This is a genomic window from Ensifer sp. ENS10 (genome assembly GCF_014852025.1).
GTDB lineage: Bacteria > Pseudomonadota > Alphaproteobacteria > Rhizobiales > Rhizobiaceae > Ensifer.
Map to the genome: position 1 here is coordinate 216,402 of NZ_JACVAS010000006.1, position 14,866 is coordinate 231,267.

The following is a 14,866-nucleotide window of genomic DNA, read 5'->3' on the forward strand; positions in this document are numbered from 1 at the left end:
GGGTGGTTCGGCCCGGCAGCATCGAGGGGCTGGGGCTGAGGGTTCGAAGTTACCGGACCGAACCGGCCATGGCTGCGTTCGGTGAACTCCCGCAGCATGACGACCTGACCGGACATACGGTGGCAACGACTCTGTCCGTCAGCGCTCGCGAGTTTTGCGGTGAATTGGGGCGGCGATTTGACTGAAATGGGGCAGAGGTAAGAAATGCCCTCTTCGTCCAACGGCTTCCGGCTTGCTTTTCGGCTCACGTCAGGCACACTGTTATCGTTCTGTCACAACAGAAGGCCGGATTGCCGATGACCGATGAGCCGGATTTGCCGCAAGGCGAGGCGCGCCATCAGCGCGAGATCACTTCCGAAGTGGTCGTCCATCTTCACGAATACAAGAACGCCAAGAACCCTCCCCCCATCACTTTCCATCGCCGCGAGTTGGACCAAATCCTTTGGGTCTACGGTCGAATGGTCGGCGAAGGCGAATGGCGGGACTACGCCATCGACCACCTGAAGGACCGCGCGGTCTTCTCGGTGTTCAAGCGTTCGGGAGAAATGCCGCTCTACCGGATCGAGAAGAACCCGAAGCTGTCGACGAAACAGGGCGCCTATAGCGTGCTGAACATTCACGGCACGATCCTGAAACGCGGCCACGAGCTCGCCCAGGTGCTCAAGGTGTTCGACAAGGTCCTGAAGCTGGTGGAAACCTGAAGCATGCCGCGCAAAGGTGCGCAGCGGTTTTGCGATAACGACATGCGAAATATCAGAAGCTTGAAGCGCTGGGAGCGGACCTGCAAGATCGCGACGCGCCTTAAGACCTGATCCGCACCGGCGTCCCGGTGAGATGCGCGGCGACCTCTTCCGACGCAGGGCTTTGACCCGCCCCGGGACGGCCGACTGCAATCAGCGCATGTCGGGCGTCCGCGAGGCGACGATCAGTTCTGATAGAGCGTGTCTGGATAGATGTCTTCCGGCGGATCGCTCTTCTGGCCCTCGCCAAGCGCGAGCTGCATGATCGCCGTGTCGAGCCAACGGCCATGCTTGAAGCCAGTCGCTTTCATCGTGCCCTGATGCTCGAAGCCGAGCGAACTGTGTACGGCGATCGATGCCGGGTGGGCACCGCCGATCACCGCAACCATCTGCCGGAAGCCGAGCTCGGTGCAACGACGAATGAGTTCGACGAGCAGCGCCTTGCCAGCACCCTTGCCGCGCGCTTCCGGCGCCAGGTAGATCGAATCCTCGACCAGAAAGCGATAGGCCGTGCGCGTCCGGAAGGCGGACGCATAGGCATAGCCGACGATCGATCCGCTGCCATCGCATGCGACCACATAGGGGTAGCCGTTGCCGATGATCGTCTCGAAGCGGTTTCGCATCTCCGCTTCGGAAGGAGGTTCGATCTCATAGGTGGCGACGCCGTTCAGTACGGATTCGCGATAGATCGCTGCGATGGCAGGAAGGTCGGCCAAGGTGGCGTCACGCAGACTCAGGGACATGGCGGTAAACTGCATCTCGAGGTTTCGTCGTCCTTTACTCCCATGGGGGCCGGGACGCGATCAACTACTTCCGGCAACAAAAAAGGCGGCCGAGGCCGCCTTTTCCGCTATTCGTTTCAAGCTTAGTTGTTCCGGTTGCCCATGAACTGCAGCAGGAACATGAACAGGTTGATGAAGTCGAGGTAGAGCGTCAGCGCGCCCATGATCGCCTTGCGGCCGGCAACGGTGCTGTCATCGGCTTCGTAGTACATTTCCTTGATCTTCTGCGTGTCGTAGGCGGTGAGGCCAGCGAAGATCAGAACACCGATCACGGAGATCGCGAAGCCGAGGGCCGACGAAGCAAGGAAGATGTTGACGATCGACGCGATGATCAGGCCGAAGAGGCCCATGATCAGGAACGTGCCGAAGCCCGACAGGTCCTTCTTGGTCGTGTAGCCGTAGAGCGACAGAGCGCCGAACGAAGCGGCCGTGACGAAGAACGTCTGCACGATGCTCTGGCCGGTGAAAACCAGGAAGATCGACGACAGCGACAGGCCCATCAGGGCGGCGTAGATCCAGAACGTCGTCTGTGCTGCGGAGACGCTCATCGAATTAATGCGGAAGCTCATGAAGAAGACCATCGCCAGCGGCGCCAGCATCACGACCCACTTCAGGGGCGAAGCGTAGATGAGCTGGGCGAATGCCGGATTGGAGGCGGCAAGCGCATAGGTTCCGTAAGCTGCCACGCCGGTGATCGCCAGGCCCAGGGCCATCAGGTTGTAGACCTTCAGCATGTACGCGCGAAGGCCCTCATCGATCACGGCACCCGCCTGAGCGCCGGCGGGCGACATTCGGGTTTGGTAGTTTCTCAGATCAGCCATTGTTTCCTCATTTAAGCTCCGGTGGAAGTTACGGTGTCGGGCGGCGAACAGTCTCGCTTTGGAAGGCTGGCTTCCACGCCCAGGCGCCGCTGCGGAGCTCCAGCATGCCTGTGGATAAATATGATGCCGAAACCCGTTGCGTACAAGACCCGAAGCCGCTGGATTCGAACGCATCCGGCCGTTTCCGGCATTCACGACAGGGATTTACGGTTAACTTCACCGCTCAAAGCTCCCGCAGGACCGGCGCCGCCTTCTGCCCGAGAATACGCCAGGTACCGGCAAGACCGATGCCGACGGTCATCACCAGCGCCCCGACGACGGTCAGGATGGCGACATCCGGCAGGAAGTCTGACGGCAACTTCATGATGCGGCTGACGACGAACCAAGCGGCAACTCCGCCGGCAAACAGCGCGAAAACCGCAGTTGCGAGGCCGAGAATGGCATATTCGTAGCTGAACGCCCGGATGAGGGTCGCGCGCGTCGCACCCAGCGTTTTCAGCACCACGGCATCATGGACGCGCGCCCGGTTGCCAGCGGCGAGCGCACCGGCAAGCACCAGGACGGAGGCGACGAGCGCCACCGCGGCGGCTGCCCGGATGGCGGTTGCCAACTGTCCAAGCAGCCCGTTCACGATGTCGAGAGCATCCTTCACCCGCACGCTTGTGATCGTCGGATAGGCGTTGGTGACGGCCTTCAGCACCGCCGCCTCCTCTTCCGGCGTCGCTGCCGGATCGATGACCGTTGCCAACCACGCATGCGGCGCACCGGCAAAGGTGTTCGGCGAAAACACCATGACGAAGTTGATCGAAAGCGATTCCCACTCGACGTTGCGGAAATTGGCGATCTTGGCGGTGATGTTGCGACCAAGCACGTTGACGGTCACGGTGTCGCCGATCTTCAGGCCGAGTTCGCCGGCCTCTTCCGCCGAGAAGGAAACCAAGGGCTCGCTACTATAGTCGGCCGGCCACCACGTGCCCGCGGAAAGCGTCGCGTTCTCCGGCTTGTTCTTGGCATAGGTGATGCCGCGGTCGCCGCGCAGCACCCATTGGCCGCCGGGCGGCACGTTGCGGCTGTTCACGTCCTCACCGTTGAAGGCAATGATCCGGCCACGCAGCATCGGCACCTCGATGACCTTGCCCTTCGGGATCGTCCGGTTGAGCACCGAGCGGAAGCCTTCGATCTCGTTGCCCTGGATATCGACGAAGAAGAAGTTCGGCGCCCGCTCCGCCATGCTGCCGGTAAGCTCGCGGCGCAGATTGCCGTCGATCAGAGCCAACGTTACAAGCAGCGCCAGCCCAAGACCCAGCGACAACACGACCGAGGACGTGAGTGCGCCGGGGCGATGGATGTTGCCGATCGCCAGCCTGAGGGCCGGCGAGTTGACCCGCGGGCTGCGGCGCGCAAGCCAGGCGATCGCGAGCGCGACGACGCGCAGGACAATGAAGGCAAAGGCGATCGCGCCCAGGAACACCAGCGAAATATAGCGGTCGTAGGCCGTCCAGATCGCGAGCCCCGCGAGCGCGGCAAGACAAGCGACGGCGCCGAGCAAATAGGGCCATGCCGGAAAGCCGGAGGGGTCGAAGCCCTGCTGGCGGAAGAGCGCGGTTGCCGGAATGGCCCGTGCCCGCCCGAGCGGCAGGATGGCAAAAGTCAGCGCCGTCAGCACGCCGAAGAGCGCGGCAAGACCGAGCGCCCCCGGATAGAGATGAAACTCCGTCGAGATCGGCAATAAATCTGCCAGGAACTGCGCTGCGATGAAGGGGATCAGCATGCCGAGGGCGAGGCCGATCACGATGCCGATCAAGGCGATCATCAGGATCTGCGCGAGATAGATCATCGCCACCAGCGAGGCAGGAGCGCCCAGGCATTTGAAGGTGGCGATCACGCTGCGCTTCTGGTCGAGATAGGCGCGCACCGCGTTGGCGACGCCGACGCCGCCGACGATCAGCGCCGTCAGCCCGACAAGCGTCAGGAACTGCGAAAAGCGGGTGATGTTCGCCGTCAATGACGGCGCGGCGTTGGCGCTGGTGCGGATCGACCAGCCGGCCGCCGGAAAGCGCTTCTCGGCGTCGGTGCGAATGGCCGCGAGCTGCGCCGGGCCCGCGACCTTTACCTTGTAGCTGTGCTCGACAAGGCTTCCTGTCTGCACCAGGCCGCTCACGGCCAGCGCCTCGGCCGAGACCATCAGGCGGGGGGCAAAGCCGAAGCCGTCGGACAAGGCGTCCGGCTCGCGCACGATCGTGCCGGAGATCCGGATCCTGGCGTTGCCGAGAAGGATCTCATCTCCCACCTGCACGCCAAGACGGTCGAGCAGCAGCGGCGCCACGACGGCGCCAAAGGTCTCGCCATCGCGCGCCAAAAGCTCATGCAGCGGACGGCTCGGCTCGCTTTCCAGCGCGCCGTAGAGCGGGTAGGCGGCATCGATCGCCTTCAGTTCGACCAGCGCCTGGTTGGATCCGTCGGGCAACCGCGCCATCGACCGCAAGCCGGCGGAAACCGCGACGGTTCCGAGACTGTCGAGATAGGCGCGCTCGTCCGCGGTCGCCACGCGATTGTTGAGCTCGAAGCGGATGTCGCCGGCGAGCAGTTCCTGCCCCTGCGTCGCGATCGTCGCGGTGATCGATTGCGACAGCGAATTGACGCCGGCAATCGCCGCGGTCCCGAGCGCGATGCAGGCGAGGAAAATGTAGAAACCTCTAAGCCCGCCGCGCATTTCGCGCAGTGCCAGGCGAAGGGCAAGCAGCGGCCGCAGCCGAACCGATGACGCGCCGCTCATGCCGAGGCCGCCTCCTGGCGCGGCGTCACCGCAAGCGGCCCCGCCTCGCCGCCGGCGACAATCTCGCCGGAGCGGACGCGGACTTGCCGCACGCAACGTGCGGCAAGAGCCGCATCATGCGTCACGAGAACGAGTGTCATGCCGCGGTCACGCTGTTCGGCGAAAAGCAGATCGGCGATCTGGCGTCCGGTTTCGGCGTCGAGGTTGCCCGTCGGCTCGTCGGCGATTAGCAGTTTCGGCGAAGGCGCCAAGGCGCGAGCGATCGCCACGCGCTGCTGTTCGCCGCCGGAAAGCTGGCCGGGATAGTGGCTGAGCCGCTCGCCGAGACCGACGGCGACGAGTTCCTTGCGCGCGATCTCGAAGGCGCCGGCCACATTGGCGAGTTCGAGCGGCACCGCGACGTTTTCGAGCGCGGTCATGTTGGGGATGAGGTGGAAGGACTGGAAGACGATGCCGATGTTGCGCCCGCGGAAGTCCGCCACCCGGTCCTCGTCAAGCCGATGCAACGGCGTACCGTCGATGACGATCTCACCGCTATCCAGCCGCTCGAGCCCGGCAAGCACCATCAGCAACGTCGACTTCCCCGAACCCGACGGACCAACGATCCCGACGGACTCGCCGGCATCGATCGTGAGGCTCATGCCCTTCAGCACGTGCACCGAGGCCGCCGCCTCCCCGAGCGTCAGATCCGCGTTTTTGAGTTCGATGATGGTGCTGGCCAAGCGAAACAACCCTATATGAACGAAATGGGGAACAGAAACGGCATTCGGGATTTAGGAACAGGCCCATGGCATTAAAAGGATTTCAACGGGTTTTCTTGGCACTGACGATGACAATTGCGTTATCATCGGCAGCACGCGCCGAGACGATCAGCCTCGTGGGGTTCGGCGACAGCCTGATGGCGGGCTATCAGCTCCCGCCGCAGGACGCCTTCCCCGCTCGGCTCGAAAAGGCGCTGAAGGAAAAGGGCCTGGACGTGACGATCGCGAACGCCGGCGTTTCCGGCGACACCTCATCCGGCGGCCTTGCCCGCATCGACTGGTCCGTGCCCGATGGCACGAAGGGCGTGATCCTCGAACTTGGCGCCAACGATGCGCTGCGCGGTATCCCGCCGGAAGAGACTCGCAAGAACATCGAGGCGATGATTACACGTCTCAAGGACCGCGGCATCCCGGTGCTGCTCGCGGGCATGATGGCACCGCCGAACATGGGCGCCGACTATGCCGCCCGCTTCAACCCGATCTTTCCGGAGCTTGCCGAAAAATATGGGCTGGAACTCTACCCGTTCTTCCTCGACGGCGTAGTGACCGAGGCGAAGCTCAAGCTGGAAGACGGCATGCATCCCAATGGCGACGGCGTCGGCGTAATGGTCGAGAAGGCACTGCCTATCGTCGAACGCTTTCTGGCAACCTTGAATAAGACGGAGTGATGACATCGTCCACAGTTAAGGGAACGTTAATATTCGTAAGTGTCAAATACTAGTTGCGTGCAGACTCGATGCGTGATTCGCTGAGACATCTGCAAGAGATTCGGGGAGCTCGCCATGCCGAGACTATTCACCGCCCTCGAAATTCCGCGCAATGCAGCAATGAGTCTTTCGTTGCTGCGCGGAGGACTTCCCGGAGCTCGCTGGATAGATGTGGAGAACTACCACATCACCTTGCGCTTCATCGGTGACGTCGACTGGCGCACCGCCGACGAGATCATCGACAAGCTCGATCGGATCGAAAGACCGGAATTCCAACTGCAGCTGACCGGCACCGGCGCTTTCGGCTCGAAGAAGCCGCATTCCGTCTGGGCCGGCGTCAGCAACCACCCGGAAATGTACGCCCTTCAGGCCGAGATCGAGCGCATCTGCCAGCGGCTCGGGCTCGGGCCGGATCCGCGAAAATTCACGCCGCATGTGACGCTCGCCCGGCTGCGCTCAAGCCGCGTCGAGGATGTGGTCGAGTACCTCTCCGGACGCGGTAATTTCATGACTTCGCTCTTCACCGTCTCGCGCTTCGTGCTTCTGTCATCGCGCGACTCGGTCGGTGGCGGGCCATACCTCACGGAAGAGGTCTTCCCGCTTCACGAGGCGCGGTCACCGAACCTTTCGAGCAACGACGAGCACCCGGCTTCGAGCATCTGGTAGAGCGCCTCGAAGGCTTCTGGCCCTTCGTAATAGGGGTCCGGGACATCCTGATTGCGGGCGGACGCATAGTCGAGGAAGAGATGCACCTTCTCGGCCGCATCGGCGGGCGCCAAGCGCTTGAGCGTGCGGACATTGTTTTCGTCCATGCCGAGGATCAGGTCGAAATCCCGGAAATCGTCCGGCCGAACCTGGCGCCCGCGCAGCGCAGAGATGTCGATCCCGCGCCGCCGCGCCGCCTGGATCGAGCGGTTGTCGGGCGGATCGCCGATGTGCCAGGCACCGGTTCCGGCCGAATCCACCTGCAGCGCTGGTGCCAATCCCTTTTGCTCGGCCAATGCGCGCAGCACACCCTCGGCCAGCGGCGACCGGCAGATATTGCCGAGACAAACGAAAAGAACTCTGACCGGTTTCATGCTATTCAATTTCGACAGGACTGGAGATTGATGCGCATTTATACGCAGCAGCTCGGCCTTCGAACAGGTCGATGTGTGGGAGAGAGACGATGACTGCGGAAAAGCTCGACGAGGCAACGATTGCCGAAAACCTGCACAAGATGGAAGGCTGGGTGCGAGCCGAAGACGGCAACTCGATCTGGAAGGCGTTCCGCTTCAAGAACTTCGTCGAAGCCTTCGGTTTCATGACCGAGTGCGCGATCGTCGCCGAAAAATTCAACCATCATCCCGAATGGTTCAACGTCTACAATCGCGTCGACGTAACCCTGACCACCCATGATGCCGGTGGGCTGACGGAACTCGACTTCAAATTGGCGGCGCGCATGGACAAAGCGGCGGCCGGCCGGATGCCGGATCATTTGAAATAGCACGGCCGATCCCCATATTGAGAAACGCCAGAGCATCCCGCTTTCAAGCGGAAAGCGGATAAGATGCTCTGGAATCAAAATGCTAGAGCGCCGGAAGCGGGACGATGGACGACATCAAGATCGGTGAAATTCTCTTGCCAGGCGAAGAATCCGAGCAGGAGCGCCGGGAAAAGCGCGTGAAGCGACGCTTCTGGCCGACCTTTCGGCGCGCTGCCCGGCAGATCCCGTTCAGCCGCGATCTCGTCGCCGCCTATTACTGCGCGATTGACCCGAAGACGCCGACACGCACCCGCGGCATTCTGCTCGCAGCGCTCGCTTATTTCGTGCTGCCGCTCGACTTCCTGCCCGACGTGCTGGCAGTGGTCGGTTTCTCCGACGACGTGGCGGTGCTGACCGCGGCCTTCGCCGCCATCAGCGGACAGATCAAGGAAACGCACTATACCAAGGCCGACGAGACGCTGGCCGACACGCCCGAGGGCTGATGTTGAAAGCCGGCCGCCAGGTTGTGGCGCCCCATTCCTGCCCGAAAGTCAAACTCTTGCCCGAATCTTTGTGGCATAGACTTGCAAATGACGCTGGTCGCACGGTTAGGCGCGGCTGGCGCCATGTAATGGCTTGGGGCAGGAAACCTTCTGGAACAGCATTCCGAGGCGACGCGCATCCGGCATCGACCCTTGGTTCGCTCACCGCGAATCATCGGGTGAAAGACGCTGGGGCAGATGGGGCAAACCGCCCCATTTCGGGGCTAAACCCGCGGTTTTCAGCCTTCGTTGACGGTTTGGTAACCTGAATTAAGTCAAAACAAATCAAATCATGACTACGCGTCGCCCGTCTGACCTGTTTCGGGTGATCGAAAAGCAAGAAAAGCGGCAGGACCTCATGTTTGTAAGAAAGATCGCAACCGCAATCGCACTCGTTCTGGCAACCGCCAGCATGGCTGCCGCTCAGTCTCCGACGCGCATCCAGCAGTTCAACGCCTGGGGCGCCTATTCCTACAACGCCGGCGGCGGCAAGGTCTGCTACGTCCTCTCGGTTCCGAAGGAAAAGAGCCCGGCCGGCGTCGACCACGGCGACATCTTCTTCCTCGTATCCCAGCGCCCGGGCCAGAACATCAGCTATGAGCCGCAGGCGATGATGGGCTACCCCCTTCAGGAAAACTCCAAGGTCAACGTCGTCATCGACGGCCGCACTTTCGTGATGTTTACCAAGGGCAACTCCGCCTGGGTGGAAAACGCGGCGGAAGAACCGGCGCTCGTCGCCGCGATGAAGACCGGCAAGGCCATGTCGGTCAACGCCAAGTCGCGCAAGGGCACGGCCACCTCCTACTCCTATTCGCTCTCGGGCATCTCGGCTGCGCTGAAGCAGATCGAAGCCTGCAAGTAATCCAGGCATGTCACGCAGTGTGCAGCGGTCTTGCGGCACAACAGGCGTGAAAGCCATGGCGAAGAACCAGACATTGGGCCGGCTGCGAAGCCGGCCTTTTGCATTCAAAGGGTCTGCCTCGTGACTCCGGGCCAAAACAATGCTAAAGCCCGGCCCAACTTGAGAGCCTCCGCGCCCTGATTGGCCGCTTTCGATGGCTCGACCGATTTCAATTCGCGCATCAGGACGAATTCCGGACCCGCTCTCCGGACGGCCTCACGCTGTACGACAGGACATCAAGAGCATGGCAGCCACTGAAATTCTGAACCGGGTGGAGATCGCTAGGGCACCGCAGGTGCGCGCAGCGCCCGAAGCGGAGAAGCCGTCGCTGATCGGCCTCCTGCGCGAGGACATGGCGAAGGCCCTCGTCGAAAAGGGCGTGCCGGAGCGCCAGGTCAAGATGCGCGTCAGTCAGCTCTGGCACTGGCTCTACGTGCGCGGCGTCTCCGACTTCGACCACATGACGAACGTGTCGAAGGACATGCGCGAGATGCTGAAGCAGCATTTCACCATTGCCCGGCCCGAAATCGTCGAGGAGCAGATCTCCGGCGACGGCACCCGCAAGTGGCTGCTGCGCTTCCCGGCACGCGGTGCCGGCCGCCCGGTCGAGATCGAGACCGTTTACATCCCCGAAGAAGGCCGCGGCACGCTCTGCATTTCGAGCCAGGTCGGCTGCACGCTCACCTGTTCCTTCTGTCACACCGGCACGCAGAAGCTGGTGCGCAATCTGACGGCCGAGGAAATCCTCGCGCAGCTGCTGCTTGCCCGCGACCGGCTCGGCGATTTCCCGGAGCGCGACACGCCACAGGGCGCGATCGTGCCGGCCGAGGGCCGCAAGATCACCAACATCGTCATGATGGGCATGGGCGAGCCGCTCTACAATTTCGAACACGTCAAGACCGCACTGCTGATCGCGTCTGACGGCGAGGGCCTGTCGCTCTCCAAGCGCCGCATCACGCTCTCGACCTCCGGCATCGTGCCGGAAATCTACCGCACCGGCGAGGAGATCGGCGTCATGCTGGCGATCTCGCTGCACGCGGTGCGCGACGACCTGCGCGACATGCTGGTGCCGATCAACAAGAAGTACCCCCTGAAGGAACTGATGGACGCCTGCCGCGCCTATCCGGGTCTCTCGAACGCCCGCCGCATCACCTTCGAATATGTGATGCTGAAGGATGTCAACGACAGCCTCGAAGACGCCAAGCAACTGGTGAAGCTCCTGAAGGGGGTACCGGCGAAGATCAACCTCATCCCCTTCAACCCGTGGCCTGGCACCAACTACCAGTGCTCCGACTGGGAACACATCGAGAAGTTTGCTGACTTCATCAACCAGGCCGGCTATGCCTCTCCGATCCGCACCCCGCGCGGTCGCGACATTCTCGCCGCCTGCGGCCAGCTGAAGTCGGAATCCGAGCGCATGCGCAAGGTCGACCGCCTTGCCTTCGAGGCGATGATGATCGCCAATCACGGCGAGGACTGAGACGAACCGCCTGCCCCGCGGCGGTTTTCCGGTCCCGGCTCGCCGGGATCGATGAAGAACTTTGATGGGTGATGCAGTTCCTATCGATTGATTTCATGTCACCGGTTTCCTAAGAAAGCGGGAAATCAATTGGAGGACAACCCATGCGCTCACTTCTCATCGCCCTTGCCGCCACGGTGGCATTCACCCTGCCCGCCCGTGCCGATGAGGTGACCGTCGCCGTAACCGCGATCGTCGAGCATCCGGCGCTCGATGCCGCCCGCGACGGCGTGAAGGATGCGCTGGCCTCCGCCGGCTACAAGGAAGGCGAGAACCTCAAGTTCATCTACGAGTCGGCCCAGGGCAACCCGGCAACCGCTGCGCAGATCGCCCGCCAGTTCGCCGGCGAGGCACCGAACGTGATCGTGCCGATCTCGACGCCGTCCGCCCAGGCGGTCGTTTCCTCGACCCGCGACATCCCGGTCGTCTTCACCGCCGTTTCCGACCCGCTCGGCGCCCAGCTCGTCAAGGACATGGAAAAGCCCGGCGGCAACGTCACCGGCCTCTCGGACATGTCGCCGGTTGCCGAACACGTGGCGCTGATCAAGGAGATCCTGCCGAACGCCAAGTCGATCGGCTATCTCTACAATTCCGGTGAAGCCAACTCCGTTTCGCTGCTTGCAGTTCTCAAGACCGAAGCCGAAAAGGCCGGCCTGACCGTCGTCGAATCCGCCGCCACCAAGTCGGCCGAAGTCCAGGGTGCTGCCCGCGCCCTCGTCGGCCGCGCCGACGCGATCTACGTGCCCACCGACAACACGATCATCTCCGCGCTGGAAGGCGCCGTGGCTGTGGCTGAAGAAGCCAAGCTGCCGCTCTTCACCGCCGACACGGATTCGGTTGCCCGCGGCTCGCTCGCAGCCCTCGGCTTCAACTACTACGACGTCGGCAAGCAGACCGGCGACGTGGTCGTGCGCATCCTCAAGGGCGAAAACCCGGGTGACATCGCCGTGAAGGTCGCCGCCGGTTCCGACCTGGTGATCAACAAGAAGGCCGCCGAGAAAATGGGCGTCACCCTTCCGGAAAGTGTCGTAAAGCGCGCAACGCGCGTCGTTGAATAAGGCTTTCGGCCTTTTCAGGTTCAAGTTTGTTGCGTTTTGCCCGCCTCCGTTCCATACGGGGGCGGTTCGCTATGAGGGGCCTGCATCCTTGGGATTGAGGGGCCGCTCCGAAGTTCTAAGCCGCACATGCGCCCGGCCACAGATGGCCCCATGTGCCAGGCGGGAGCGTCGCGCCCATAAGGACAACCACGCGCGACACGTAGAAAAGAGGGTCTGGGGTTGAGTCTAATCGCTTTCTGGGGAGCCGTGGAACTGGGGCTGGTCTACGCCTTTGTTGCCGTCGGCGTCTTTCTTGCATTCCGGGTACTCGATTTCCCCGACCTGACCGTCGACGGATCGTTTCCGCTGGGCGCCGCCGTCACCGCCGTGCTGATCATTGCCGGCGTCAACCCGTGGCTTGCCGCGTGCGTGGCGATGGTCGCGGGGGCTGCCGCCGGCATCGTCACGGCGATGCTCAACGTGCGCTTCAAGATCCTCAACCTGCTCGCCTCGATCCTGACGATGATCGCGCTCTTCTCGGTCAACCTTCGCGTGATGGGCAAGCCGAACGTCGCGCTGATCAATGCCGACACGATGCTGTCGCCCTTCTACGGTCTCGGTCTTCGTGATTTCTACGTCCGGCCGCTGTTCATCGGCGTGCTCGTCGTCATCGCCGTCATTGTCGTCTGGCGCTTCCTTGAGAGCGATGCCGGTCTCGCGATGCGCGCCACCGGCGCCAATGCCCGCATGGCCCGCGCACAAGGGGTCGACACCAACCGCCAGATCTATCTCGGCATGGCGATCTCCAACGCACTCGTCGCCTTCGGCGGTGCGCTCTTTGCCCAGACCAACGGTTTCGCCGATGTCACCTCGGGCGTCGGCACCATCGTCGTCGGCCTTGCCGCCGTCATTATCGGCGAGACGCTGCTCGGCGCGCGCGGCATCCTGATCGCACTGATCGGCTGCGTGCTCGGCTCGATCCTCTACCGCATCGCCATCCAGCTGGCGCTGTCGACCGACATGCTCGGGCTGCAGGCCTCCGACCTTAACTTCGTCACCGCCGCGCTCGTCACCTTCGCCCTCGTCCTTCCCCGCCTGCGTCGTGGAGGTGCGGCATGATCAGCGTCAACAACATCCAGGTCATCTTCGGCAAGGGAACCCCGCTGCAGAAGCAGGCGCTGAACGGCGTCAGCCTGACGATCGAACAAGGCTCCTTCGTCACCGTCATCGGCTCCAACGGCGCCGGCAAGTCGACGTTGCTCGGCGTGCTCGCCGGCGACGTGCTGCCGAGCGAAGGCCAGGTGATGATCGGGAAGACCGATGTCAGCCGCAAGGGCACCGCCGCCCGCGCCGGCCTCGTCGCCCGTGTCTTTCAGGATCCGCTGACCGGCAGCTGCGGCGCTCTCTCCATCGAGGAAAACCTGGCGCTTGCCGCCAAGCGTGGCGAGGCGCGCGGTCTTGCCGCAGCACTCGGCCCCAAGCGCCGTGAGCATTTCCGCGAGCGCATCGCCGAGCTCAATCTCGGCCTCGAAAACCGCATGGGCGATCGCATGGATCTGCTCTCCGGCGGCCAGCGCCAGGCGGTTTCACTGGTCATGGCGACGCTCGCGGGTTCCGAAGTGCTGCTGCTCGATGAGCACACCGCAGCGCTCGACCCGGGCATGGCCGAATTCGTGATGAACCTCACCCAGAAGATCGTCTCGGAGCGCAAGCTGACGACGATGATGGTCACCCACTCGATGCGCCAGGCGCTCGATTACGGCCACCGCACCATCATGCTGCATGGCGGCGAGATCGTGCTCGACGTCGCCGGCGACAGCCGCAAGGAGTTGCAGGTCGAGGACCTCATCGCCATGTTCCGCCGCATCCGCGGCCAGACGCTCGACGATGACGCCCTGCTGATCGGCTGATCCGCTCAGCCTGCCCCTCATCTGCCTGCCGGCATCTTCTCCCCGTAAGGACGGGGAGAAGAACGCGTGCTGCACCGTGGGCAAACTACGCCAGCCTTTGCGAAGACATGTTATCTCTTACCTCGACGGGTGAGCGGGCCGAGCGATAACCGCCTGGTCTCTTCTCCCCGCATGCGGGGAGAAGATGCCGGCAGGCAGATGAGGGGCGAAACTGTCCGCTTACCGCGCCGTCGTCATGAAGATCTTCACCGCGAAGACCGAGAAGACGCCGGCGAAGCTGAAATCGAGCGCCCGCATCACGCCTTTGTTGCGCTGCAGCCAGGAGGCCAGCCAGTCGGCGGTGAAGACTACCAGCATGTTGACCGGCATGCCGATGGTGATGAAGAACAGCCCGAGGAACAAGAGTTTTCCGGTGACCGACGGGTCGTCAGCGCTGACGAATTGCGGCAGGAAGGTCATGAAGAAGATGATGACCTTGGGATTGAGCAGATTCACCCAGAAGCCGGCCGAAATGTTGGCAAGCGCGGTGCCCTCCGTGACCTCGACCTTCTGAACGGAAATGCTCGAACCAAAGCGGATCGCCTGCACCGCAAGCCACAGAAGATAGGCGGCACCACCGGTCTTGAGGATGGTGAAGGCGGTGGGCGAAGCGGTGATCAGCGCCGAAATGCCGAAGGCGACGAGAAGCGTATGCACGACGATGCCGAAGCTGGTGCCGAGCACCACGAAGAGTGCCGCCTTCTTGCCCTGAGCCAGAGCCCGGCTGATCGAAAGCGTCATGTCCGGGCCGGGCGTCGCCGCCAGAAGCAGCGTTGCGGCGGCGAAGGTGGCGAGGGTCGGCAGGCCAGGAATGAAGTCCATCGTCAGTCACCTCGGGGCAAGATCGCCCCCTCTAACGCCACGCC

At 62.8% G+C, this 14,866-nt stretch carries 16 protein-coding genes; 10 read left to right on the forward strand and 6 right to left on the reverse strand.

Annotation, left to right across the window (positions count from 1 at the left end; translation table 11 throughout):
• Positions 1-296 precede the first annotated feature (296 nt).
• Positions 297-701, forward strand: coding sequence for a DUF2794 domain-containing protein (locus IB265_RS21555; RefSeq protein WP_057254910.1), 405 nt, complete (start codon positions 297-299; stop codon positions 699-701).
• Positions 702-925: 224 nt separating this feature from the next.
• Here the strand turns inward: IB265_RS21555 and IB265_RS21560 are convergent, their stop codons facing one another.
• From IB265_RS21560 to IB265_RS21575, 4 genes are all read right to left on the reverse strand, one after another.
• Positions 926-1,483, reverse strand: a complete 558-nt coding sequence (locus IB265_RS21560; RefSeq protein WP_057255090.1) for a GNAT family N-acetyltransferase — start codon at positions 1,481-1,483, stop codon at positions 926-928.
• Between the two features lie 122 nt (positions 1,484-1,605).
• On the reverse strand, positions 1,606-2,343 hold the full coding sequence (locus IB265_RS21565; protein ID WP_057254909.1) for a Bax inhibitor-1/YccA family protein: 738 nt from the start codon (positions 2,341-2,343) through the stop codon (positions 1,606-1,608).
• A gap of 223 nt (positions 2,344-2,566) precedes the next feature.
• Positions 2,567-5,119 (reverse strand): ABC transporter permease, encoded by a 2,553-nt coding sequence (locus tag IB265_RS21570; protein ID WP_057254908.1) that lies wholly within the window; start codon positions 5,117-5,119, stop codon positions 2,567-2,569.
• On the reverse strand, positions 5,116-5,841 hold the full coding sequence (locus IB265_RS21575; RefSeq protein ID WP_057255089.1) for an ABC transporter ATP-binding protein: 726 nt from the start codon (positions 5,839-5,841) through the stop codon (positions 5,116-5,118). Before IB265_RS21575 ends, IB265_RS21570 begins: the two co-directional genes overlap by 4 nt.
• A gap of 65 nt (positions 5,842-5,906) precedes the next feature.
• Here IB265_RS21575 and IB265_RS21580 point away from each other — a divergent pair, with 65 nt between their 5' ends.
• Entirely contained in the window at positions 5,907-6,548 is a 642-nt protein-coding gene (locus IB265_RS21580; protein ID WP_057254907.1) for an arylesterase, read from the forward strand.
• A gap of 114 nt (positions 6,549-6,662) precedes the next feature.
• Positions 6,663-7,253 (forward strand): RNA 2',3'-cyclic phosphodiesterase, encoded by a 591-nt coding sequence (gene thpR, locus IB265_RS21585; protein ID WP_057254906.1) that lies wholly within the window; start codon positions 6,663-6,665, stop codon positions 7,251-7,253.
• On the opposite strand, the gene IB265_RS21590 is transcribed toward thpR, so the two are convergent.
• Complete coding sequence (locus tag IB265_RS21590; RefSeq protein WP_057254905.1) at positions 7,190-7,666, reverse strand: low molecular weight protein-tyrosine-phosphatase; 477 nt, start codon at positions 7,664-7,666, stop codon at positions 7,190-7,192. The genes thpR and IB265_RS21590 overlap by 64 nt on opposite strands.
• Positions 7,667-7,755: 89 nt before the next feature.
• Between IB265_RS21590 and IB265_RS21595 the strand changes: the two genes are divergently transcribed.
• The 7 genes from IB265_RS21595 (at position 7,756) to IB265_RS21625 (ending at position 13,961) form a co-directional block, all read left to right on the forward strand.
• Complete coding sequence (locus tag IB265_RS21595) at positions 7,756-8,073, forward strand: 4a-hydroxytetrahydrobiopterin dehydratase (RefSeq protein ID WP_057254904.1); 318 nt, start codon at positions 7,756-7,758, stop codon at positions 8,071-8,073.
• Between the two features lie 104 nt (positions 8,074-8,177).
• On the forward strand, positions 8,178-8,555 hold the full coding sequence (locus IB265_RS21600; RefSeq protein ID WP_057254903.1) for a YkvA family protein: 378 nt from the start codon (positions 8,178-8,180) through the stop codon (positions 8,553-8,555).
• A gap of 397 nt (positions 8,556-8,952) precedes the next feature.
• Positions 8,953-9,456 (forward strand): invasion associated locus B family protein, encoded by a 504-nt coding sequence (locus IB265_RS21605; protein WP_057255088.1) that lies wholly within the window; start codon positions 8,953-8,955, stop codon positions 9,454-9,456.
• A 283-nt stretch (positions 9,457-9,739) separates the two neighbouring features.
• Positions 9,740-10,975, forward strand: coding sequence for a 23S rRNA (adenine(2503)-C(2))-methyltransferase RlmN (gene rlmN / locus IB265_RS21610; RefSeq protein WP_057254902.1), 1,236 nt, complete (start codon positions 9,740-9,742; stop codon positions 10,973-10,975).
• A 143-nt stretch (positions 10,976-11,118) separates the two neighbouring features.
• A complete protein-coding gene (locus tag IB265_RS21615) occupies positions 11,119-12,072 on the forward strand; it encodes an ABC transporter substrate-binding protein (RefSeq protein ID WP_057254901.1) in 954 nt (317 codons plus the stop codon).
• A 219-nt stretch (positions 12,073-12,291) separates the two neighbouring features.
• Positions 12,292-13,170: an ABC transporter permease gene (locus IB265_RS21620; protein ID WP_057254900.1), complete on the forward strand. Its 879-nt coding sequence runs from the start codon at positions 12,292-12,294 to the stop codon at positions 13,168-13,170.
• A complete protein-coding gene (locus IB265_RS21625; RefSeq protein ID WP_057254899.1) occupies positions 13,167-13,961 on the forward strand; it encodes an ABC transporter ATP-binding protein in 795 nt (264 codons plus the stop codon). The genes IB265_RS21620 and IB265_RS21625 overlap by 4 nt, the downstream gene beginning before the upstream one ends.
• A gap of 219 nt (positions 13,962-14,180) precedes the next feature.
• On the opposite strand, the gene IB265_RS21630 is transcribed toward IB265_RS21625, so the two are convergent.
• Positions 14,181-14,822, reverse strand: a complete 642-nt coding sequence (locus IB265_RS21630; RefSeq protein ID WP_057254898.1) for a LysE family translocator — start codon at positions 14,820-14,822, stop codon at positions 14,181-14,183.
• Positions 14,823-14,866 lie beyond the last annotated feature (44 nt).

Coding starts and splice junctions, on each gene's coding strand:
- IB265_RS21605 (WP_057255088.1), top strand. CDS start 8,953: ATGTTTGTAAGAAAGATCGCAACCGCAATCGCACTCGTTCTGGCAACC.
- IB265_RS21595 (WP_057254904.1), top strand. CDS start 7,756: ATGACTGCGGAAAAGCTCGACGAGGCAACGATTGCCGAAAACCTGCAC.
- rlmN (WP_057254902.1), top strand. CDS start 9,740: ATGGCAGCCACTGAAATTCTGAACCGGGTGGAGATCGCTAGGGCACCG.
- IB265_RS21565 (WP_057254909.1), bottom strand. CDS start 2,343: ATGGCTGATCTGAGAAACTACCAAACCCGAATGTCGCCCGCCGGCGCT.
- IB265_RS21630 (WP_057254898.1), bottom strand. CDS start 14,822: ATGGACTTCATTCCTGGCCTGCCGACCCTCGCCACCTTCGCCGCCGCA.
- IB265_RS21570 (WP_057254908.1), bottom strand. CDS start 5,119: ATGAGCGGCGCGTCATCGGTTCGGCTGCGGCCGCTGCTTGCCCTTCGC.
- IB265_RS21555 (WP_057254910.1), top strand. CDS start 297: ATGACCGATGAGCCGGATTTGCCGCAAGGCGAGGCGCGCCATCAGCGC.
- IB265_RS21600 (WP_057254903.1), top strand. CDS start 8,178: ATGGACGACATCAAGATCGGTGAAATTCTCTTGCCAGGCGAAGAATCC.
- IB265_RS21580 (WP_057254907.1), top strand. CDS start 5,907: ATGGCATTAAAAGGATTTCAACGGGTTTTCTTGGCACTGACGATGACA.
- thpR (WP_057254906.1), top strand. CDS start 6,663: ATGCCGAGACTATTCACCGCCCTCGAAATTCCGCGCAATGCAGCAATG.
- IB265_RS21590 (WP_057254905.1), bottom strand. CDS start 7,666: ATGAAACCGGTCAGAGTTCTTTTCGTTTGTCTCGGCAATATCTGCCGG.
- IB265_RS21625 (WP_057254899.1), top strand. CDS start 13,167: ATGATCAGCGTCAACAACATCCAGGTCATCTTCGGCAAGGGAACCCCG.
- IB265_RS21615 (WP_057254901.1), top strand. CDS start 11,119: ATGCGCTCACTTCTCATCGCCCTTGCCGCCACGGTGGCATTCACCCTG.
- IB265_RS21560 (WP_057255090.1), bottom strand. CDS start 1,483: ATGTCCCTGAGTCTGCGTGACGCCACCTTGGCCGACCTTCCTGCCATC.